19 protein-coding genes are annotated in these 19,660 nt (G+C 59.8%); 9 read left to right on the forward strand and 10 right to left on the reverse strand.

The window, feature by feature from the left end; genetic code table 11:
• Positions 1–76: 76 nt before the first annotated feature.
• From B3Z17_RS05795 to B3Z17_RS05820, 6 genes are all read right to left on the reverse strand, one after another.
• Positions 77–1,114: a DUF4340 domain-containing protein gene (locus tag B3Z17_RS05795; RefSeq protein WP_286828948.1), complete on the reverse strand. Its 1,038-nt coding sequence runs from the start codon at positions 1,112–1,114 to the stop codon at positions 77–79.
• A gap of 33 nt (positions 1,115–1,147) precedes the next feature.
• The gene (locus tag B3Z17_RS05800) at positions 1,148–3,043 is read right to left on the reverse strand and encodes a GldG family protein (protein WP_286828949.1); all 1,896 of its coding nucleotides are present in this window, start codon (positions 3,041–3,043) and stop codon (positions 1,148–1,150) included.
• The gene (locus B3Z17_RS05805) at positions 3,043–3,780 is read right to left on the reverse strand and encodes an ABC transporter permease subunit (protein WP_068307986.1); all 738 of its coding nucleotides are present in this window, start codon (positions 3,778–3,780) and stop codon (positions 3,043–3,045) included. Before B3Z17_RS05805 ends, B3Z17_RS05800 begins: the two co-directional genes overlap by 1 nt.
• 1 nt (position 3,781) lies before the next feature.
• Positions 3,782–4,714, reverse strand: coding sequence for an ABC transporter ATP-binding protein (locus B3Z17_RS05810; RefSeq protein WP_068309334.1), 933 nt, complete (start codon positions 4,712–4,714; stop codon positions 3,782–3,784).
• 112 nt (positions 4,715–4,826) lie between these two features.
• Entirely contained in the window at positions 4,827–5,513 is a 687-nt protein-coding gene (locus B3Z17_RS05815) for a glutathione S-transferase family protein (RefSeq protein WP_286828950.1), read from the reverse strand.
• 383 nt (positions 5,514–5,896) lie between these two features.
• Positions 5,897–6,307: a MerR family transcriptional regulator gene (locus B3Z17_RS05820; protein ID WP_286828951.1), complete on the reverse strand. Its 411-nt coding sequence runs from the start codon at positions 6,305–6,307 to the stop codon at positions 5,897–5,899.
• A 36-nt stretch (positions 6,308–6,343) separates the two neighbouring features.
• Between B3Z17_RS05820 and B3Z17_RS05825 the strand changes: the two genes are divergently transcribed.
• Both B3Z17_RS05825 and B3Z17_RS05830 read left to right on the forward strand, forming a co-directional pair.
• Positions 6,344–6,721, forward strand: a complete 378-nt coding sequence (locus tag B3Z17_RS05825) for a hypothetical protein (RefSeq protein WP_286828952.1) — start codon at positions 6,344–6,346, stop codon at positions 6,719–6,721.
• Positions 6,722–6,940 (forward strand): GDCCVxC domain-containing (seleno)protein, encoded by a 219-nt coding sequence (locus B3Z17_RS05830; RefSeq protein ID WP_074519261.1) that lies wholly within the window; start codon positions 6,722–6,724, stop codon positions 6,938–6,940.
• A gap of 61 nt (positions 6,941–7,001) precedes the next feature.
• Here B3Z17_RS05830 and B3Z17_RS05835 read toward each other — a convergent pair whose 3' ends face one another.
• Together B3Z17_RS05835 and B3Z17_RS05840 are read right to left on the reverse strand one after the other, a co-directional pair.
• Positions 7,002–7,760, reverse strand: a complete 759-nt coding sequence (locus B3Z17_RS05835; protein ID WP_068307998.1) for a head GIN domain-containing protein — start codon at positions 7,758–7,760, stop codon at positions 7,002–7,004.
• Between the two features lie 16 nt (positions 7,761–7,776).
• Entirely contained in the window at positions 7,777–8,481 is a 705-nt protein-coding gene (locus tag B3Z17_RS05840; protein WP_068308002.1) for a head GIN domain-containing protein, read from the reverse strand.
• 169 nt (positions 8,482–8,650) lie between these two features.
• On the opposite strand from B3Z17_RS05840, the gene B3Z17_RS05845 reads away from it, so the two are divergent.
• Complete coding sequence (locus B3Z17_RS05845; protein ID WP_286828953.1) at positions 8,651–9,019, forward strand: DUF2794 domain-containing protein; 369 nt, start codon at positions 8,651–8,653, stop codon at positions 9,017–9,019.
• A gap of 105 nt (positions 9,020–9,124) precedes the next feature.
• Positions 9,125–10,264 carry an ankyrin repeat domain-containing protein gene (locus B3Z17_RS05850; RefSeq protein WP_286828954.1) on the forward strand — a complete coding sequence of 380 codons (1,140 nt, stop codon included), beginning with the start codon at positions 9,125–9,127 and terminating at the stop codon, positions 10,262–10,264.
• Here B3Z17_RS05850 and B3Z17_RS05855 read toward each other — a convergent pair.
• On the reverse strand, positions 10,244–11,494 hold the full coding sequence (locus B3Z17_RS05855; protein ID WP_286828955.1) for an NRAMP family divalent metal transporter: 1,251 nt from the start codon (positions 11,492–11,494) through the stop codon (positions 10,244–10,246). The two genes, B3Z17_RS05850 and B3Z17_RS05855, sit on opposite strands and share 21 nt — an antisense overlap.
• A gap of 289 nt (positions 11,495–11,783) precedes the next feature.
• Here B3Z17_RS05855 and B3Z17_RS05860 point away from each other — a divergent pair, with 289 nt between their 5' ends.
• Positions 11,784–12,239, forward strand: a complete 456-nt coding sequence (locus tag B3Z17_RS05860) for a glyoxalase superfamily protein (RefSeq protein ID WP_286828956.1) — start codon at positions 11,784–11,786, stop codon at positions 12,237–12,239.
• 50 nt (positions 12,240–12,289) lie between these two features.
• Here the strand turns inward: B3Z17_RS05860 and B3Z17_RS05865 are convergent, their stop codons facing one another.
• Entirely contained in the window at positions 12,290–13,198 is a 909-nt protein-coding gene (locus tag B3Z17_RS05865; RefSeq protein ID WP_286828957.1) for a diacylglycerol/lipid kinase family protein, read from the reverse strand.
• Positions 13,199–13,389: 191 nt separating this feature from the next.
• Here B3Z17_RS05865 and B3Z17_RS05870 point away from each other — a divergent pair, with 191 nt between their 5' ends.
• From B3Z17_RS05870 to B3Z17_RS05885, 4 genes are all read left to right on the forward strand, one after another.
• On the forward strand, positions 13,390–13,740 hold the full coding sequence (locus B3Z17_RS05870; protein WP_286828958.1) for a hypothetical protein: 351 nt from the start codon (positions 13,390–13,392) through the stop codon (positions 13,738–13,740).
• 67 nt (positions 13,741–13,807) lie between these two features.
• Positions 13,808–15,052, forward strand: coding sequence for a TolC family protein (locus B3Z17_RS05875; RefSeq protein ID WP_286828959.1), 1,245 nt, complete (start codon positions 13,808–13,810; stop codon positions 15,050–15,052).
• Positions 15,049–16,545: an efflux RND transporter periplasmic adaptor subunit gene (locus tag B3Z17_RS05880; protein WP_286828960.1), complete on the forward strand. Its 1,497-nt coding sequence runs from the start codon at positions 15,049–15,051 to the stop codon at positions 16,543–16,545. Before B3Z17_RS05875 ends, B3Z17_RS05880 begins: the two co-directional genes overlap by 4 nt.
• Entirely contained in the window at positions 16,545–19,658 is a 3,114-nt protein-coding gene (locus B3Z17_RS05885; RefSeq protein WP_286828961.1) for an efflux RND transporter permease subunit, read from the forward strand. The genes B3Z17_RS05880 and B3Z17_RS05885 overlap by 1 nt, the downstream gene beginning before the upstream one ends.
• The last annotated feature ends 2 nt before the right edge of the window (positions 19,659–19,660 follow it).

Consider the following 19,660-nt stretch of genomic DNA (forward strand, 5'->3'; position numbering starts at 1 on the left):
GTGTTGTGCAAAATTGCGGTGCGCCCGGAAAGGCGCACCAGGAATTGTCCTTGATTTAGGAAACTATTCCGCCGGATCAAGAGGCAGCAGGCACTGGTGCCTTAACAAAAGCATCGCGGGTGCGCATCAGCACCTCGGCGTCACCCTCCGCCAGCTTGAAAAACCAGCCGCGGGTTTTGGCGTTGATGGCGTCTACTTCAGCCGCGCCGTCTGCTGGCGCGTCCGGCAGCGGGCCGGCTTCGCCTTCGCTCATCAGGCTCTCGTCATGAATGGCTGACACCTGGGCCCAGGTAGCGTCGTCCATGTCATAGAGCGTGACCATCAGGCGCAGGCCGTCGTGGGTCACGAGCGCGACCTGCCGCTTGGGTGCCGCCAGCGGATTGCCCAGATGGCGAACGTCAGCAAAGCTGAGGCCCGTTAGCACGCGCGCGGGTTCATTCAGCTGCCAGGACGGCACAGCTTCCTCGCCGTCTTTCAGACCGTCAATCGTATAGTCTTCCGCGTTCAGCGAACGGGAAAGCACGGTACCACCCAGGCTGATGGAACGCACCCGCGTGTCTTTGAGGTCCAGAAGGTCATTCTTGAGCCACCAGGCTGGATCAGCGGACGCTTCGGCAAGCGACGTCACAAGCCAGGAGCGGGTGTCGCTGTCCTGGAAAATATAGGTCAGGGACCGGTCGCTGCCGATGGTGCTCTGTTTGCCCATGGCGAAAGCCCGCATGGTTTCGCCTTTGCCGTCCCGGAGCGACACGGCCGTGCCGGAACCACCGAGGCCGATCTGGTCAAACCGGTCAGGATCAGCGGTTTTGGGTTCGCGCCTTTCCGAAAGCGCCACACCGCGCAGGAAATCCCGCACCTTGGCAAGGTCGGCCGGATAGCCGTTCCGTTCGGCGACGGTCCAGGTATCATCTGCTTTTTCAAGCGTCACTTTGCTGTCGCCGGTTGTCAGGCTGAGGCCCGCGACATCATTGATGCTGTCCTTCAGCCCCACGAAGGTGGGTTCGCCCCTACCGCCCTGGTCGCGTGTCGGGTCTTCACCGAACAGCACCCAGATAGCGCCCAGGATGGCAAACAGCGTGAGATAACCGAGAATGTTGGTCAGTCTTTCAGACATGCCTCTCTCTTTAGCTCCGTTATTGGGCCCGCATCAGGCAAGCTTATTGTCTTGGCGTCGGCGGCGCAGTAGCACACGAATGAGCGCAAAGGCAATGATCATGAGCGGCATCAGCACGATATTGATGGCCGCCAGCCAGTTGCCAAGGCTGTCGATTTCAGACCTGAGCGACCGTTGCACTTCCCGAAGCGCCTTCCTGGTCTCGAGAAGCTGGGTGCGAAAACGGCTGATTTCAGCCTCCTGGTCCCCAGAGAGCACAGTGGTGCCTTCAGGCTTCTGCGCTTCCAGTTGGGCGATGCGGTCCTCTGTGGCCTGCAGCTCATTTTCAAGGCGCTGTTCTTCAGCCAGATATTTGGCCTCGGCTTCACGGCGGATATCATCCACCACCTCGAATGGGCGCTTGGAGATGCCGCGACCGCGCAGGTCCAGAAGCGCGTCAGAGCCCGAGATATGGTCCGCCATATTGAGGACAAAGCTGCCGTTGCCCGCAAGCGGCACAACGATCCGCTGGCCAAGGAACTGCTGCAGCTGCACCCAGAAGCGGTCATCGAACAGATCACTGTCTGCCGTCACCACCAGATTCACATCGCCTTCCTTGAGCGCCGGGTCCTTGACCGGGCCGCCTTCGGCTGCTGCGCGTTCCGGGAAAGCGGTTGACGCACGGCCGGTAATACGCGCCGACAGGATATAGGATTGGCCAGCAGGTTCCAGATCGCGGATCAGGCTGTCCGGGTCCGGCATGCCCACGGCGCGCGAGGCATCATACAGCATGGCGACCGAGCTTGTGGTCATCAGCGGCTGCACGCTTGTGGTCGCCTCCGGGGCTGGCTCCAGCACGCCACTGCTGGCAAGGTTGAGGCTGTTGACCGACCCGCTGACCGGGTCATCGGTGGTCAGGAAGTTATCCGTTACCGCCAGCCAGAAGATATAATCCTTCACCGCGTCGGGGCCATAGCCGCCCATTTGTACGCGCTGCGCCAGCGACGCGTCACCCACCACCTTGCCTTCCGGCATGGTCACGCCCCAGGCAGGCAGCAGCGGTCCGAGCGTGGAAGCACTTGGTGCCATGGCGCGCGGGTTCATGGCTTCCGAGTGCGGGTCCAGGAACACCAGCGTGCGGCCGCCCTTCAGCACATATTGGTCAATGGCGAAAAGCTGGTCTTCAGTGAGCTCAGGCGGATGCACGATCATCAGCACATCCAGGCCGTCCGGCAGGGCTTCAAAATCGGGGTCGATATCCACCAGATCAAAGGCTTCACCGAGCTGCTCATAGAGGACATAAGGCTGCGCCTGACCCTGCATCATGGCCTGCGGGCCACCCGGCCCATACGGCATTGGCAGCTGGGTCAGGAGGCCAAGCGTCTTGAGGCCCGTACGGTCCAACCCCACCAGCATTTTCACCAGGTCATATTCCAGGAACTTTTCCCGCTCTTCGGAGAAGAAGGGGATTGCGCCCGTGCCGTCGGTGGAGTTGCTGGCCGTCAGCCCCATATAGAGCGTGGAGCCGTCGCCGAGCGGAATGCCCTTGAGCCCCGCAGCCACCGCATCATCTTCTGCTTCCGAGAAGGGCTCAGGGTCAATCACTGACAGGTGAATGTTTGACGGGTTCTGGGCCGCGAGCGCACGCAGCATGTCCTCCACCCGCTTGCCGTAGGTCAGAACCTGCGGATAGGGCGCCGCGAGCGATTTGGAAAAATAGAAATTCAGGGTCACCGGCTCATCAAACTGCTTCAGCGCCTTGATGGTGCCGCTTGAGAGCGTATAAAGCCCCTCGTCTGTCAGATCGAGCCGCACACCGCGCATGTAGCGGTCAGCGATTACCGTCACCGAGAGGAACAAAAGCGCCCCCATCAGGATCTGGATGCCCGGGCGTTTCATGAAGCCTTTTGCCGCCATACTCTGTTGCTCTTGCTTTTTGTCTTCGGCCATTATCCTGCCTCCCGCTTGCTTTCAACCACAACCCGGTTGACCCAAAGCCAGAAGGCAATCACCGCGATGAAATAGAAAACATCAGCAAAGGACACGACGCCCTTTTGCAGGTTGTCGAAATGGATGAGGAAGGAGAAATTGGCGACCGCAAGCGTGATGCCTTCCGGCGCCCAGCCACTAAAGAGGTCCACCACCATCGGCAGGCCGGACACCAGGAACAGGAAGCAGACCGTGACCGCCAGAATGAAGGCCACCACCTGGTTCTTGGTGGTCGCAGACAGCGCGCTGCCAATCGCCAAATAAGCCGACGCCATCAGAAGCGACCCGATATAGCCGGTGAAGATCACACCGTTATCAGGTGACCCCAGCCAGTTGACCGTGATCCAGATGGGCGCCGTGAAAAGAAGCGCGAGTGCGGCGAACGCCACCGCCGCCAGATATTTGCCGACAACAATCGAACCCATGGGGATCGGCAGCGTCAAGAGAAGCTCGAACGTGCCGCTTTTGCGTTCCTCTGCCCAAAGCCGCATGGCAATGGCGGGCATCAGGAACAGATACAGCCACGGCTGGTAGGTGAAGAAGGCCACAAGGTCAGCCTGCTCGCGCGCGTAGAATTGCCCGAGGTAGAAGGTGAACAGCCCCTGCATGACAAGGAAAATCACCAGGAACACATAGGCCACCGGTGTGGCGAAATAGCTGGCGAATTCACGCCGGAAAATGGTCAGCGTCGCTTTCATGTTACCGGCCCTCCGTTACTTGGCGGAACACATCGTCAAGCCGCCCGGCCTCAACCGAGAACTGCCTGACCTTCCAGTTGCTGACAGCGGCTATATCACCGATGGAATCGGATATTTCCGCCCCGTCGCGGGCCAGTACCGTCAGGCGCACGTCGTCGCCTTCATTTGCGGCTTCAACCTTCGCCACCATGCGGATCGATTTCATCGCTGACGCGGCCTTCTCCGCCTCGGACCGGGGCACCAGCATGGTAACCGCGTTCCTGTATTTGGACCGGGCCCGCAGCTCTGACGGTGTGCCGTCAGCCACGATGCGGCCCTTGTTGATGATCACCGCGCGGTGGCACAGGGCATCCACCTCTTCCAGAATATGGGTGGAAATAATGATCGCCCGGTCGACAGACATGGCTTCAATCAACCGCCTGACTTCGTGCTTCTGGTTGGGGTCAAGCCCGTCTGTGGGCTCATCGAGGATCAGCACATCCGGTGCATGCAGGATGGCCGCCGCAAGCCCTACCCGGCGCTTGAAGCCCTTGGATAGCGTCTCCACCCGCTGGTCCATCACGCTATGGAGATGCACGGCACCCGCTGCACTTTCCACCACATCGCGCGCTTCACCGCCTTCAATGCCGTGCGCGGCCGCAACAAAGGCCAGAAAATCGCGGGTTGTCATATCACCATACAGGGGCGCGCCTTCCGGCAGGTAGCCGATGCGCCGCCGGGCCGCAACATTGCCGGTTGAGATGGTCTCACCGCAGGCAATAGCCTGCCCGCTGGTGGGCGCCAGAAAACCAGTGAGCATCTTCATGGTGGTGGTTTTGCCGGCGCCGTTTGGCCCCAGAAAGCCGAGCACTTCGCCCTTCTTGACGGAAAGCGAGATGCCGTCCACGGCCTTTAGCGCCCCGAAATGCTTTTTGAGGTCCTGTGCTTCAAGCAACACATCCATGACCAGATATCCCCCTTCGGTCGGCGGCCGCTTGGGCGCGGCCTATCATTCTTCTTCGTTGCTAGATAAGGTTTCTAGCGGATCAAGGCAAGGTTTCTCAACACTAGTATCCGAGCTTTGCGGCCCGGGCGTACCCGTCAAACATGTCCAGCATGCCCTCGCGCCACTCGTGGATCGGATCATCTTCCCCCAGCAACTCAAAATCACTGGCGATACGGGCCCACATCAAGGTCCCGAACAGACAATAGTCCGCCCAGGCTGGCGCGTCGCCCGACAGGAATGGCTGGGCCATCAGAGTATGCCGGATCGGCGTGAGCGCCGTCCTGAATTTTGGCAGTGCCGCGTCCCGGCCCGCTTGTGCCTCCTCCAGACTGCAGCCGAGGAATTTTTCACGAGTCTCGCGAAAATAGGCACCGTTCTTTTCGTCCAAGCGCGCATGGATATCGGCCACGATCATGGGGAAGATGCCGCGCACCACTGTGTTATCGATAAAGGCATTCAAAAGCCGGGCCTGCCCTTCGGCAATAGCGCCGCCAAAAAGCGGAGCATCGGGATAGGTTTTTTCCAGGTAAAGCGCGATGTCGAAACTGTCTTTCACCCAGGTGCCATCATCATTCAGCACCGGCACGGTCTTCGACTGGGCACTTTCGAGCGGTTGCTTGTTGAGGAAACGAACGGCTACGCCTTCAAAGTCGAGGCCTTTATGCTTCATCGCCATCCTGATGCGCCAGACATATGGGCTGAAGCGCACTTCCTCGTCACGACCACAAAGCTCAAAAAGCTGCCTCATGTATCTCTCCCTTAATCGCACATGGTCAAGCCCTGGTCATTTGGGGCCAAATCTGGCGCTAGCCTGCCCGGCGAGTGCGGAATTGTCGAGTAAGAAAACCATTTTGTGATGGCAGAACACTTTTGATGCCTTTTGGGGAGGAATGCTGGCCCGACCGTGGGACAATGCGAAGATAAGGGGCTAGGGGTTCAGCGCTCCGCATAACGGTCGGGCCAGTCGAGGCCAACAATTGAAAATTCGACCTGCATTGCGGCTGGCGCAGGGCTCAAATATGACCATTTCAGGGCAGATTCTGAACCTTGGTTTAGATGGAAACCTGACACTTATGAGCAAGGGACCGCCGAAGCGCGCCGGTCCCAGACAGCCCAGCCACCCCATAAGACTCACAGGTCATAAAGATGATCGATGATCTTGCAGTCGGGTGTTTCCCCACCCGAGCATTCAGCTGCCAACCCTTCAAGGGCTGACTTCAACCTCAACAAGGCCTCAATTTTTTCCCCAATCTGCCCGGCATGCGACAGGGCTAGTGTCTTCACATCGTCACAGGCATAGCTGCCGTCCATCATCTCAAGCAGGGTCCGCACCTCCTTATTGGTGAATCCCAATTCGCGAGACCTTCGGATAAATTTCAGGCGCTTCAGATGATCGATGGAATAGCACCGATAGCCCGACGCCGTGCGCGGCGGGTCCGGCATCAGGCCTATCTTTTCATAAAAACGGATGGTTTCCAGATTGACGCCGCTTTCTTTGGCCAACCTGCCCCTTGTGTAGTCACGTTTTTGCGATGATGTCATTTTCGCCTTGAGCCTGTATTATATACAGACTTTATCATGGCAGACATGTTGGAACGAAACAACACTGCAGAAACACACCAGACAATTTGGGCTGCCAACGGCAGCCTGATTGGCAGCCTGGGCGCCATCATCGGCGGTTCATGCTGCGTGTTGCCACTGGTGCTATTCAATCTGGGGGTTGGCAGCAGCGTGATCGCACAGCTCGGGTTCTTCATGCAATATCGGCAGGCGTTTCTCGGCATAGCGGTCATCATGATCGTGGGGGCTGCCATCCTTGCCCTCCGCAACAGAAGCACCCTGACGACCAGAACCGTTATCGTGTTTGTCCTTGCGTTTGCATTTGTGGCCGCCGCCTATCTCGCACCCTTTTATGAGCAGGACCTGCTCGTCCTTTTCGGATTCAGGGGAACCTAGATGATTGAGCTTAAGTCAACACTGACCTGCCCCGAATGCGGCCACAAGGTAACAAACACGATGCCCACCGATGCCTGCCAGTATTTTTTCGACTGTCCGGGTTGCGGCGCACTGTTGAAGCCACTTCCGGGGGACTGCTGTGTCTATTGTTCCTACGGGACCGTACCCTGCCCACCGGTTCAGGAAGATGCCGGCTGCTGCAACACAAAAGAGACCTGAACGGAAAAACCCCGACATAAGCCGGGGTTTCCTTTGTCTCTCAAATTGCCGGGTTGGCGGGTCAGCGTACTTCGATATCGCCTGAACCACGCACATTTGTGCGCAGCTTGTCAGGGTTGCCGTGCACGTCAACGTCGCCAGAACCGTGGATGGAAACTTTGGCGGTCTCGCTGGCATGCACCGATACATCACCGGAGCCCTGCACCGTCACGTCCGCCGTTTTGCAGGTCAGGTCATCCACTTCAACATCGCCAGAGCCCTGTACGCCGATCTCAATCTCGTCGCAGCTGCCGTCCATTTCAATGTCGCCGGAGCCATGCACGCTGATGTCAACGTCACCAAACTTGGCGTTCTTAAAGGTACTGTCGCCGGAACCGTGCACGTTCAGGTCAAGCTTGCCGAACTCAGGGTCATTGAAGGTGGCATTACCAGAGCCGTGGATATCCATGTCGAAATCGTCGGCCTTGGCGCCGTCTACCAGCATATCCCCAGAACCATGGATACCGGCCGCGTCCAAGGATGGCACAGTGATATAAACTGTCATACGCTTGATGTTGCGGTAGTTGCCCCGCTCCATGCCGATGCGCAGGCCATCGCCTTTGATCTTGGTTTCAACGTGCTCGATGATGTCACTGTCGGCCACAACGCGGACAGACTGCGTACCACCAACCTTGATTTCCACATCCATGGAGCCCATCAGATACACTTCGTCAAAGGCACCAAGGTCACGGGTTTCTTCAGACACATCGTCGGCCTGTACGGCCATTGCACCAACCGCAAGGGCTGCTGCCGCTGCAGACGCTTTAAACAGATTCTTCATAATTCCCTCCCCAGGATTATTTGATGCGGATCTTGCCGAGCCAGCTATCGCTCTGGCGTACCTTCTTGGGGTCGCCATAAACAGTGATGGAACCGATACCACTTACATCAGCGTCAACGCTTTCGCTGGCAAAGACCTTGGCTTCGCCAACACCTTTTACGCTCACTTCAACGTCTGCGCACTCAAGCTCTTCGGCGTCCACTTCGCCTGCGCCCTTCAGCTCGACTTCCAGTGTGCCGCACGTGCCGTCAAGCTCGATCGAGCCAGCGCCCTTGAGGTCGATGACCAATTTCTCGCTCTTGAGGTTCTTCATTTCGGCGTCCACCGCGCCCATCACCTCAAATTCCTCAAGATTGGGCATGGTGATGGTGACTGTTACATCGTCAGAATCGAAATGCATGTCGCCGTCATGGTCGTCGTCGTCAGAATTGTCGAGCACCAGCGTACCGCTGCTGACATAGCTTTCCAGACGCGCCACATCGTCGTCATCACCTTCAACCTTCACGGAGAAGCTTTCGCCTGCTGTCACTTTCAGTTCCATCGCACCCTTAATGCGGATTTTGGTGAAATCCTTGACGTCGCGGTCATTGACGACTTCCTGGGCGTGGTCAGGATGCATGGCCATCATGGCTGAGGCAGCTGGAGTCAGAATGGTGGCAGCAGTCAGGCTTGCAAGCGCAAGACCAAACACACTCCGGCGAACGGTATTCGCGTGTTTCATGGGATAATTCCTCGCTTTGTTGTCGTTTGCCGTCTCAATTATTTTCTCGAAATCGGCTTTATTGTTATCTCATTCATGTAGGAAGGGGTCAACCGTATTCAAGGGGCCTTGTCGCACCAGGCTTGCTATTGACCGCATTTTTCAGCAAAATGGCAAGGAAGAGGAGTGCATGGACGAAGCATCATCCATCCATATTCTGGGGCAGCCCCCTCGAAACGCCTCAAAGGCGGGACGAGGCTCGGTCGTCTATTTCATGCGCCCCGAACTCAATCAGATTCTGAATGTTTATGGCCGCATGGTCGCTGCCGGCGAATGGCGCGACTATGCCATCGACCATCTGCGCGATCAGGCCGTTTTCTCGATTTTCCGGCGGGCGTCCGAAATGCCACTGTACCGCATCATCAAGGAACCGGCGCTTAGCCAGCAGCAAGGAGCCTGGCGCGTCATTGGCATGGACGGCCAGGTATTGAAGCGTGGGCGCAGGCTGGACCAGCTGCTGCGCTTCTTCGACCGCCAACTGGTGAAGGCGGTCGACTGACGCGGCCATCCACCCAGCCATACTCATAAACCAAATGATCCCTTGGCAATTCTGCGTGCCTGCGGCACCTTGGCGGCACAATAACAATCATTTCGGGGTAGCATAATGAAACGCCTGGGCTTGTCCTTCCTCCTTCTTGCTTTCTTCACCACCGCCGCATCGGCAGACGCGGCCACCGACAAGGCGCTGATGGATGCCGTCATGGCGGGCGACAGTGAGGCCGCGCTGACGGCCCTTGACGCAGGTGCGAACCCCGCCACCACCGACGACAAGGGTGCAAGCGCCCTTTTCCGAGCCGTCCAGAAAAAGCTGGGACCTGTCGTGGAGACGCTTCTGGAAAAAGGCGCAGACCCCAACGTGCAGTGGGACGACTATATGGGCGCGACGCCCTTGATGCTGGCGGTACAGGTGCAGGACATGGGCCTGGCTGGCACGCTCCTGGAGTATGGCGCAGACGTCAATGTGGCAGACAATAACGGCGACCCGGCGATCAACTGGGCGGCCTATTATGGCTATGAAGACTTTGTCGAACTTTTCCTGATGCATGATGCCGACACCAGCCTGACCGGCCACGGCAACGCACTGGAAATCGCCATGCGGCGCGGTCATCAGGGACTGGTGAAAATGCTCAACACGTCCCACGACATGCCGTCCCCTGACGCGGCCTTCATGGTGGAAGCCATTGAAGCGGGCGACGACGCCGGTGTGGCTGAAGCCCTGATGCTGAGCGTGCCCGCAGACACGCTGGACTTCACCGACCGGCCTGTGCTGGCGCTGGCCGCCAGACTGGGACATGGCGTGATTGTTGAACGGCTGCTGGCCGCAGGCGCGCCGGTTGACCAGCCAGACGCCATCGGCTTCACGCCGCTGATGGAAGCCGTGCGGGACGGCCAGCTGGAGACAGCAACCCTGCTCCTTGAAGCGGGCGCAGACGCCAACCACCGGTCGGAAGCCACAGCCCTTCACCTGACACCCATGCATATGGCGGGCCTCAGCGGCAAGCCTGAGATGGTGCATCTTCTGGCGGAAGCCGGCGCGGACGTTGATCCGCTCGGGCGCGAGAATGCCACCCCGCTCGCCTGGGCGCTGAGCGAAGGCAAGATCGAGACTTCCCTGGCGCTTCTGGACCTGGGCGCAGACCCCATGATCAAAAGCAGTTACGGCTACACGCCTGCGGACATGGCCAAGGGCATGGGCAACAAGGCGCTTCTGGAGAAGATGGGCTTAAGTGAAAACCAGGAATAGGTAGCCGGCGGCAAACAGTAGCATCAGCGCAATGCCCGCCCGGCTCCAGTGCATCAGGTACGGTGCCGGGCGATCGCCGTCAGGCACGCTGCTGCCCATCATCACGCGGTGATTGAAGAAGGCCAGCACCGGCGCCGTTAAGAACGCCAGCGACGTGACGAAATCTACAAATCCCTTGAAGCCGCCCAGGAAGAAATACAGCAGCAGAAACGCCGCCACCAGGAAGCCAAGAAGCGTGGCCGCATAGGCCTTCTTTTCATATCTGGACTGATCCGGTTGAGGCTGCGCCCGAAGCGAACCGACCACCGCTACGAAGGCCCGCACAAGGCCGTCAAAGGCCGTCAGGCAGGTGGTAAACATGACACTGAGCGCCGCGATGCCGATCACCGGCACGGCCCATGCGCCAAGGGTGTCGCGGTACAGAGCCATGATCTGGGCGGCGAAGGCAGGGGCGGTATCGGCGGGCTCCACCGCGCCCGAATGCATGATCCCGGCACCCAATAGCAGAAAACAGATCGCCAATATTGCCGTGCCCCAATAGCCGATGTTGAAGTCGGCCAGCACCCCCTCCAGGCTGGGCTTTGTCCCCATATCCTTGGCTTTTTCAACGGTCCACAGCGATGCAAAGATAGAGCTTTCCATCGCCGTCGGCATCCAGCCCGCAAGCGCCGCGACAAACAGCATGGCCTTCATGTCGATGGGCGGCGCGGAAGCAGGATAAAAGGACCAGTCCACCTTCGGCAGGACCAGCACCGTGGCGATCAGTGTGCTGACTGTCAGCACCGCCATGAACAGTTTGTTCAGGCGCTCCAGCCAGTGATAGCCGCCTATGATCAGGAAGGCCCCTGCCGCTGCCATCACAAGCGCCACAGCCGTCAGGATCGACACCTCAAGGCCGAACACCACCTTGACGATGCCCGCGGTCACCAGCGACAGGGCGGCCACGGCAAAACCGTCAGCCAAAATCAAAATTGCGCCCAGCAACAGCGGCGGAAACCAGCCCAGGTCACGGTAGCCTGCCACCAGGCTGCGGCCGGTTGCGGCGGCATAATGGGCGCCGAACCGGAAAGCGGGATATTTGATGACATTCGCCAGCACCACCACCGCCAGAAGCCCAAGCCCGAACACGGCGCCCGCGCGGGTGGACTGCACAAGGTGTGACGTGCCCACTGCCGCGCCCGCAAACAACAGCCCCGGCCCAAGCGCCGTCATGAATTTTGGTGATGCCATCGATGGTTCCTCCCCTGATGGGCTGACGGTATCACCGGCGCGCGCAACTGGGAAGATGGATCGTGACACCGTACCGTGACGATTGACCCCTTGGGCCTTTTGTGAGACAAGGCTGCCAAGGCTTTCAGGGATCGCCTGCCGCCCGCGCCCCACAGGGGCATGGTGAAGATCTCTCGGTACCATCCGATCTTCAATGGAGATCATTCGTCCAAACCGTCATCACGAACGGCCACGGGCGGCAAAGCGGGCCCCGTTTCCAAATGAACTGCCGTTCGCGAAAGGCGAACTGATGACTGATCTTATTACCCAGATGAAGGGGCGCGCGAAGCGGCTCCGATCCTATTTGTCCGACCTTGGGCACACGCTTAGCCATGCGCAATCTCTGGAGGCCATATCAAAAGAAGAAGGGTGCCGGGACTGGAACACCCTCTCGGCCCAGTTGCGACAGCAAGAGACTGTACATGCAAACCGCCCACCCATCCAGGTTGGGGACCGCACCAGCGGTACCTACCGGGGCAGCGCGTTTGAAGGCACTGTGCTGGCGCTTGAACGCACCGACGGCAGCGCGAGGCAACTTGGCCCCGTGTGGCGCATCAAAATCCAGTTTGATGGCCCTGTGGCGATTGGCCAGAGCGAGCAGCTCAACCTGACACGCCAACGCGTGCGCGCCATGATCGACCGCGAAGGCCGATCGGTGAACCTGAAGGGCGTGCCCGACGGCTTCATGCAGCTTGATTTGCTTTAAAGGGTAAATCCTGAGGGGTGGTGCGCCGCCCCTCATCCTACCTTCAGTGCCTACCTGCGCACGAAGGCGCGGAACGGCAGTGGATGCTTCTTGGGTGTCACCGCGACCTCGCCGAAGCCCAGAAAATCGCCGTCCATCTGCACAGGGGTTTGGTCACTGCCCAGATGAAGTGTTGCCTTTTCCAGGACCCAAACACCCGCGCGCTTGTCAAAGCGCCGCAAACCGATGGCCAGTTGGTCCAGAATGCGCGGCCAGGCGCCGTGCCCCTGGCTCATCAGGCAGGCAAGGCCGTGGCTGTTGTATGTGGTCTTCTTCGTCACAATGAACGGCCCGGCGTAGCGCCGGATGTTTGACAAAAGCGCCCAGCCACATGTGCCTTTCGTGTTCCTGTGCATATGCCAGGTGATATCCGGCAGGCTGCTGTCGCCCACAAGTGCCTGAATGATGGCCGGCACAAAAGAGGCGCGGCCGATCTTTTCCTTTAGGCTTGGCGAGACATTCCGAAGCACCTCCGCGTCGAACCCGACACCAACCCAACAGAGCCCCAGCTGCACCCGGCCATCGCGCTCCACCTCAAAGGGGTAAAGGTCAACAATGTCACGCGACAGTAGCGCATTGGCCACATGCCGGGCGCTGACCTGCCCGCTTTTCATATAGCCGAGTTCGCGCGCCAGCACATTGGCAGACCCCGCCGGAATGATGCCCACCGGCACCTTGTGGCCGTATGCGCCTTCCGCCACCTCGCGGATGGTGCCGTCACCGCCTGCCGCCACAATCACATCGGCCTCGCCTGTCGCGGCAATCTTGGTCGCCAGCTCGGTCGCATGGCCGGCATATTCGGTGTCCAGCATGCGCACATGCTGGCCGCCACGCCGAAGCTTTTCAGCAATCCGGTCCACAAGGCTGCTTTTGCCCTGTCCGGCGAACCGGTTTCGGATAATGGCGACACGTTCACTCATACTGCACTGCTGTCCCTGTTGGTTGTGTACGGCTTTCCTACTATAGGCGAACCTTGGTTAAACAAAGGCTACATAAGCGGAAATTGCAACCGTCTGCGCCGATTTATCACAGCCTGGTATCGTCCCTGTCACTAATTGGTGAAACAAAGCCGCTTGACCTTGGACTAACCTCCGGGGTTAAATTGCGCCCGATGACACGGATCGCACATATCATCGCCACCCTATTCCTGCTGGCGACCATGCTGGGACAAAGCGCCGGGGCAACCTCCGGCACGTCCCAGGATATGGATTGTTGCGATAACGAAATGATGCAGCAAATGCATGTAGTAGACGGCCTTGAAGGTGACACCTGCACTCAGGAGCGGGAGTGCCCAGGCGGCGACGCCTGCTGTGGTCAAGCCATCCAGTCCGCGCCTGCCCTGATGCCTGCCCTGGCCGACGCATCCTCCCGCATTTTCGGCCAAGCCCTATTTGAAATGGACACATTGCAGCAACCAAATGGCGCCCCTGTTGCGTCCTTTGCCCAACCGCCCATCGCCTGATTCCACGCCACACGTGTATCTTTTTGCTGCGGGACGCCAGGTGCGGCCCACCTATCAGGTGATAAAAATGTTGAAGAAATTTTCCCTAATCATCGGCCTTTGTGCAGCCAGCACGATGGCCAGTGCGGACCAGAGCCCCCTCAGTCTTGAGGAAGCCATCCGGATTGCCACAGCGACACCCGACCCGTCGGTCGAAAGCTTCCTGACGCGCAAGAGCGCCAATCTGGAAGCCGCCACAGCCGCCGGCGCCCTGCCGGACCCATCGGCCAGTGTCAGCGTGCGCAACCTGCCGGTGGATGATTTCGACCTGAACCGCGAGCCCATGACCCAGCTTCACCTGGGTGTCCGGCAAATGTTCCCGCGCGGCGACACCCGCAGCCTTCAAGCTGAACAGCGCATGTTTATGGCCGATGAAAACAGCGCCTTCGCCCTTGAGCGCACCCGCGCCATCATCCGCGACGTCACCATCGCCTGGCACAAGGCCCGCTACAGCCATGTGGCGCAAGAGGAACTGCAGGGTCTTTCCGCCCTTCTGGGCGAACTTCGGTCCGCGCAGGAAGGCAATTTTGCCGCTGCCGGCAAGGCTGCGATCCAGAAGATTTACCGCACAGAACTTGAGGCCGCGCTGGTGGAAGACCGCGTCGCATCAACCCTGCAGGCCCATGCCCAGGCGGTTGAGATGCTGGCGCGCTATATTGGCCGCGCGGAAGCCTTGCGCCCCCCTGCGGACACACCGGTACTTGCAACCGCAGCCGAAGTCGCGGCAGGGCTGGACACAGCGCTTGATGCCCATCCGCTGTTGCAGGCAGCGACCGCCCGCGAGAAGGTTGCTGGCAACAAGGTGGCGCTGGCTCATGAAGCCTACAAGCCGGCCTGGGGCGTTGAAGTGGGCTACGGCCAACGCTATGGCGGCCGGTCCGATTTCGCCTCAGCCATGGTCACCTTCGACCTGCCATTCTGGACAAGCAGCCGCCAGGACCCGGCCCTAAGGGCCGCCAAGGCGGAAAAACAAAGCCAGTCGCTATCGAAAGAAGCCCTGAAGCTGAACCTTGAGCGCGAGGCGCGCAGCCTGATCGCCGACATTCGCCACCTTGAAGGCCGTATCGACCGGTTTGAGACCGCTATCCTGCCGCAGGCCGACAGCGTCGTGACCGCCACCCGCAACGCCTACGGCGCCGGTGACGTAGACTTTTCCGAATTGATCCGTGCTGAAATCGCGCTGGTGGACAGCCGCCTTCGCCTTGCCATGCTGCACCGCGATTTGGGCATCGCCCACGCGGGCCTCACTTTCCTGACCGGAGACGACCAATGAACAAGACCGTTTTGATTGCTGCTGCAACCGCAGCCCTTGGCCTCGCCGGCGGATATATGCTGGCGGGTGGCGCAATGACCACCGGCGGCGGCGACACAGGCGCTGAGAAAAAGCCCCTCTATTGGGTTGCGCCGATGGACCCATCCTACAGGCGGGACGGCCCCGGCAAATCCCCCATGGGGATGGACCTTGTCCCCGTGTATGAGGAAGGCTCTGGTGGCACCAAGGGTTATGCCGGTGCTGAAATCGACCCGCGCATCGTCAACAACATCGGCGTTAAAACCGCTGCGGTGGAACGCACCATGCTGATGCCGGTGATCGATACTGTCGGCAAAATCACCTATGACGAAAAAGCCACAGCGCACGTTCATGTGCGGGCAGACGGCTGGGTGGAAAAGCTGCATGTCCGCGCCGAAGGCGAACGGGTGAAGAAAGGTGACAAACTGTTTGACGTCTATTCGCCTGAGCTGGTCACCGCGCAAAGCGAATATCTGCAGGCCCGTGCTTCCGGGCGTGCCGCCCTTGTGGCGTCTGCCCGCGAACGCCTGGTGGGCCTTGGCCTCACGGACGCGCAGATCAGCACACTTGAAGGCCGCAGCAAACCACTGCAAACCATCACCGTGCGCGCGCCGATGGACGGCACCATCACCATGCTCAATATCAGCGACGCAGCGCGCATCACCGCGGGCAAGCCAGCGATGCAGGTTACCAACCTGGACAATGTGTGGCTGATCGCCGACGTGTTCGAAGCCGACATGACAGAAGTGCACATCGGTGCCAAGGCCACTGCCACATCGGACGCCACAGGCGACACGCTGTTTGAAAGCACAGTCGACCATATCTATCCGGACCTGAATAAGGTCACCCGGACCAACCCGGTACGGATCCTGCTGGATAATGCTGACGGACGCCTGCGCCCCGGCATGTATATGCGCACGCGCATTGGCCGCCCGATGATCGAGGATGCCCTTGTGGTGCCCGCCACAGCGCTGATCCAACTGGGGAGCAGCAACCATGTGATGCTGGATGAGGGCGACGGCAAGTTCCGCCCCGCTGAAGTGACAGTGGGGGAAACCGTTGGCAACCGCGTGCAGGTGCTATCTGGCTTGCGTGCTGGAGAACGCGTTGTCACCGCCGGCCAATTCATGCTGGATGCAGAAAGCAGCTTCCAGGGCGCCAGCATGCGCATGGCCGCCCAGGCAGAAGCCGAAGACAGCATGGATATGGGCGATATGGATATGGAAGAACCGGAAGCCCAGTCCGGCTTCACATCCGGCACCATCAATGAAGTGATGATGGACGACCGGACGCTGAACATCAGCCACGGCCCGATCGACGCCTTCGGCATGATGGGCATGACCATGAATTTCCCGGTCGCCGACGATGTGGACATGGACGGCCTTGAAGAAGGCCAGGAAATTCATTTTGAGGTCACCAAAACACCTGAGGGACGCTATGTCGTCACCACCATCCATGTGATGGGAGGTCATTGATGATTACAGCCCTGATCCGCGCCTCTATCCAGCACCGGGTGCTGGTGGTGCTTCTGGCGCTCATCGCGCTTGCCTGGGGCGTTGTCACGCTCAAGCAGACGCCGCTTGACGCCATCCCAGACCTGTCGGACGTGCAGGTGATCGTCAAAACCCAGTTCCCCGGGCAGGCCCCGAAGGTGGTGGAAGACCAGGTCACCTACCCGCTGACCACAGCCCTGATGGCGGTACCGAAGGCCACCACCGTGCGCGGCTTCTCCTTCTTTGGCGACAGCTACGTCTATGTGTTGTTCGAGGACGGCACAGACCTCTATTGGGCGCGGTCACGCGTGCTGGAGTACCTCAATCAGGTCGCCGGCCAACTGCCGGACGGCGTGCGCCCGGAACTGGGCCCCGACGCCACGGGCGTGGGTTGGATATACCAGTACGCGCTGATCGACCGCAGCGGTAAGCATGACCTGGCGGACCTCACCAGCCTGCAGAACTGGTTCCTGAAATTCGAACTGCAGAGCGTGTCCGGTGTGGCGGAAGTGGCCACCATCGGCGGCATGGTACGCCAATATCAGGTGGTGCTTGACCCGCTCAAATTGCGCACCTTTGGTCTGACGCTCGCGGAAGTCCGCACCGCCATCCAGATGGGGAATGGCGAAGTGGGCGGTTCGGTGATCGAACTGGCTGAAGCCGAATATATGATCCGCGCCAAGGGCTATGTCTCATCCGTCGACGACCTGAAGGCGATCCCCGTCGGCCGGCTTGAAAGCGGCACGCCGGTGATGCTCGCGGATGTCGCGACCATCTCGATCGGGCCACAGATGCGCCGCGCGGTCGGGGAGTTGAACGGCGAAGGCGAGGCCGTGGGCGGCGTGGTGATCATCCGCTCGGGCGAAAATGCCTATAACACCATCCATGCCGTGAAGGAAAAGCTGGCGTCCTTGCAGGCAGGTCTGCCTGAAGGTGTTGAGGTTGTGACCACCTATGACCGGTCCGGCCTGATTGAACGCGCGGTCGAAAACCTCAAGGGCAAGCTGACCGAAGAGATGATCGTGGTGATCCTGACCTGCGCCGTCTTCCTTCTGCATTTCCGCTCATCGCTTGTGATCCTCTTGTCCCTGCCACTTGGCATCCTGATGGCTTTCATCGTGATGAAGGCACAGGGCATCAACGCCAACATCATGTCACTGGGCGGCATCGCCATTGCCATCGGCGCCATGGTGGACGCGGCCATTGTGATGATCGAGGGCCTGCACCGACGCGTTGAGGATGAGGAGCTTACGGACGAGAACCGCTGGCGCATTGTCACGGAAGTCTGTGTGGAAATGGGCCCGGCGCTCTTTTTCTCGCTGCTGATCATTACCGTCAGCTTCGTGCCGGTGTTCGCGCTTGAGGCCCAGGAAGGGCGCCTGTTTGGCCCGCTGGCCTTCACCAAGACCTATTCCATGGCGGCCGCGGCGATCCTGTCGGTCACGCTGGTGCCGGTGCTGATGGGATACCTGATCCGCGGCAAGATCACGCCCGAGCACAAGAACCCCTTGAACCGTTGGCTGGCCGCCGCGTACCGCCCAGTGCTGAAGGGGGCGCTGAAGTTCCCGAAGGTGGCGATCCTGGCGGCGCTCGCCATCACCATTTCCGGCATCCTGCCGCTCACGAAGCTCGGCAGCGAGTTCATGCCGGACCTGAATGAAGGCGATTTCCTTTATATGCCGTCCGCCTTCCCCGGCGTGTCGGTTGGCAAGGCGCGCGAGCTGGTGCAACAGACCAACAAGATGATCATGACGGTGCCTGAGGTAAAAACCGCCTACGGCAAGGCAGGCCGTGCGCTCACGGCCACCGACCCCGCGCCACTTACGATGATTGAAACCACCGTGCAACTGAAACCACGCGAAGAGTGGCGCGAAGGCATGACCATTGACCTGATCAAGGCGGAACTGAACTCCGTGGTGCAGGTTCCAGGGCTGACAAACGCCTGGGTCATGCCCATCAAAGGCCGTATCGACATGCTGGCAACCGGCATCAAGACGCCCATCGGCATCAAGATCCAGGGCCCTGACCTTGAGACCATCTCCACCATCGGCACGGATATTGAGCGCATCCTGAAGGACGTGCCGGGGACAGCGTCTGTGTACGCCGAACGGGTGGTCGGCGGCCGTTATGTCGAAGTGGACGTCAAGCGTGCGGACGCGGCCCGCTACGGCATGACTGTCGCGGCCGTGCAGGATGTGGTCCGGTCCGCCATCGGTGGTGCCAATGTGGGCCAGACAGTGGAAGGGCTGGAGCGCTACCCCATCAACCTCCGCTTCCCGCGCGATGTGCGCGACAGCCCTGAGGCCCTCAAGGCCCTGCCGGTGGTCACTCCAACCGGCGCCCAGGTGCCACTGAAGGTGTTGGCGGATATCCGCATCACCGACGGGCCCGGCATGATCCGCAGTGAAAATGCCCGCCCCGGCGGCTGGGTGTTCGTGGACATCGAAGGCGTGGATGTGGGCACCTATGTGCCGCGCGCACAAGCAGCGCTTGAGCGCGAAGGCAAGCTGCCAGCTGGCTATACCCTCGGCTGGTCCGGCCAGTTCGAATATATGGAACGCGCCAAGGAACGCTTGAAGATGATCGTGCCGGTGACGCTAGCGCTGATCATCATCATCCTGTTCCTTCTGTTCAGGCGCCTGACGGATGTGGCGCTGGTGCTGGTCAGCCTGCCGCTCGCACTGACCGGCAGCTTCTGGTTCATGCATATGCTGGGCTATGACCTGTCGATCGCCGTGGCCGTGGGGCTGATTGCGCTGGCGGGCGTGGCGGTTGAGACCGCTGTGGTGATGCTGGTGTTCCTGCATAAAGCCATTGAGGAAAACGATGCCCACCCGAAGCCGGACACCAATCTCACGAGCGTGATCATCGAAGGCGCGCTCAAACGCCTGAGGCCCATCATGATGACCACCATCACGGTGATCGTCGGTCTGGTGCCCATCATGTACGGCACAGGAACCGGGTCTGAAGTGATGCGGCGTATCGCTGCCCCCATGGTGGGCGGCATGGTCACAGCCTTGATGTTGACACTTATCGTTATCCCGGCGGCTTTCTTTCTGTTAGAACAGCGCAAACACGGGAAAAGGGAGGAATAGAT

The sequence above is a fragment of the Kordiimonas sp. UBA4487 genome (assembly GCF_002389025.1).
In the GTDB taxonomy this organism is placed as follows: domain Bacteria; phylum Pseudomonadota; class Alphaproteobacteria; order Sphingomonadales; family Kordiimonadaceae; genus Kordiimonas; species Kordiimonas lacus.

Excerpts from the sequence above, each read along its gene's own strand:
- B3Z17_RS05840 (WP_068308002.1), bottom strand. The coding sequence starts at position 8,481 with ATGAAACACGCGAATACCGTTCGCCGGAGTGTGTTTGGTCTTGCGCTT.
- B3Z17_RS05795 (WP_286828948.1), bottom strand. The coding sequence starts at position 1,114 with ATGTCTGAAAGACTGACCAACATTCTCGGTTATCTCACGCTGTTTGCC.
- B3Z17_RS05850 (WP_286828954.1), top strand. The coding sequence starts at position 9,125 with ATGAAACGCCTGGGCTTGTCCTTCCTCCTTCTTGCTTTCTTCACCACC.
- B3Z17_RS05860 (WP_286828956.1), top strand. The coding sequence starts at position 11,784 with ATGACTGATCTTATTACCCAGATGAAGGGGCGCGCGAAGCGGCTCCGA.
- B3Z17_RS05825 (WP_286828952.1), top strand. The coding sequence starts at position 6,344 with ATGGCAGACATGTTGGAACGAAACAACACTGCAGAAACACACCAGACA.
- B3Z17_RS05865 (WP_286828957.1), bottom strand. The coding sequence starts at position 13,198 with ATGAGTGAACGTGTCGCCATTATCCGAAACCGGTTCGCCGGACAGGGC.
- B3Z17_RS05885 (WP_286828961.1), top strand. The coding sequence starts at position 16,545 with ATGATTACAGCCCTGATCCGCGCCTCTATCCAGCACCGGGTGCTGGTG.
- B3Z17_RS05800 (WP_286828949.1), bottom strand. The coding sequence starts at position 3,043 with ATGGCCGAAGACAAAAAGCAAGAGCAACAGAGTATGGCGGCAAAAGGC.
- B3Z17_RS05875 (WP_286828959.1), top strand. The coding sequence starts at position 13,808 with ATGTTGAAGAAATTTTCCCTAATCATCGGCCTTTGTGCAGCCAGCACG.
- B3Z17_RS05805 (WP_068307986.1), bottom strand. The coding sequence starts at position 3,780 with ATGAAAGCGACGCTGACCATTTTCCGGCGTGAATTCGCCAGCTATTTC.
- B3Z17_RS05820 (WP_286828951.1), bottom strand. The coding sequence starts at position 6,307 with ATGACATCATCGCAAAAACGTGACTACACAAGGGGCAGGTTGGCCAAA.
- B3Z17_RS05845 (WP_286828953.1), top strand. The coding sequence starts at position 8,651 with ATGGACGAAGCATCATCCATCCATATTCTGGGGCAGCCCCCTCGAAAC.
- B3Z17_RS05830 (WP_074519261.1), top strand. The coding sequence starts at position 6,722 with ATGATTGAGCTTAAGTCAACACTGACCTGCCCCGAATGCGGCCACAAG.
- B3Z17_RS05835 (WP_068307998.1), bottom strand. The coding sequence starts at position 7,760 with ATGAAGAATCTGTTTAAAGCGTCTGCAGCGGCAGCAGCCCTTGCGGTT.
- B3Z17_RS05855 (WP_286828955.1), bottom strand. The coding sequence starts at position 11,494 with ATGGCATCACCAAAATTCATGACGGCGCTTGGGCCGGGGCTGTTGTTT.
- B3Z17_RS05815 (WP_286828950.1), bottom strand. The coding sequence starts at position 5,513 with ATGAGGCAGCTTTTTGAGCTTTGTGGTCGTGACGAGGAAGTGCGCTTC.
- B3Z17_RS05880 (WP_286828960.1), top strand. The coding sequence starts at position 15,049 with ATGAACAAGACCGTTTTGATTGCTGCTGCAACCGCAGCCCTTGGCCTC.
- B3Z17_RS05870 (WP_286828958.1), top strand. The coding sequence starts at position 13,390 with ATGACACGGATCGCACATATCATCGCCACCCTATTCCTGCTGGCGACC.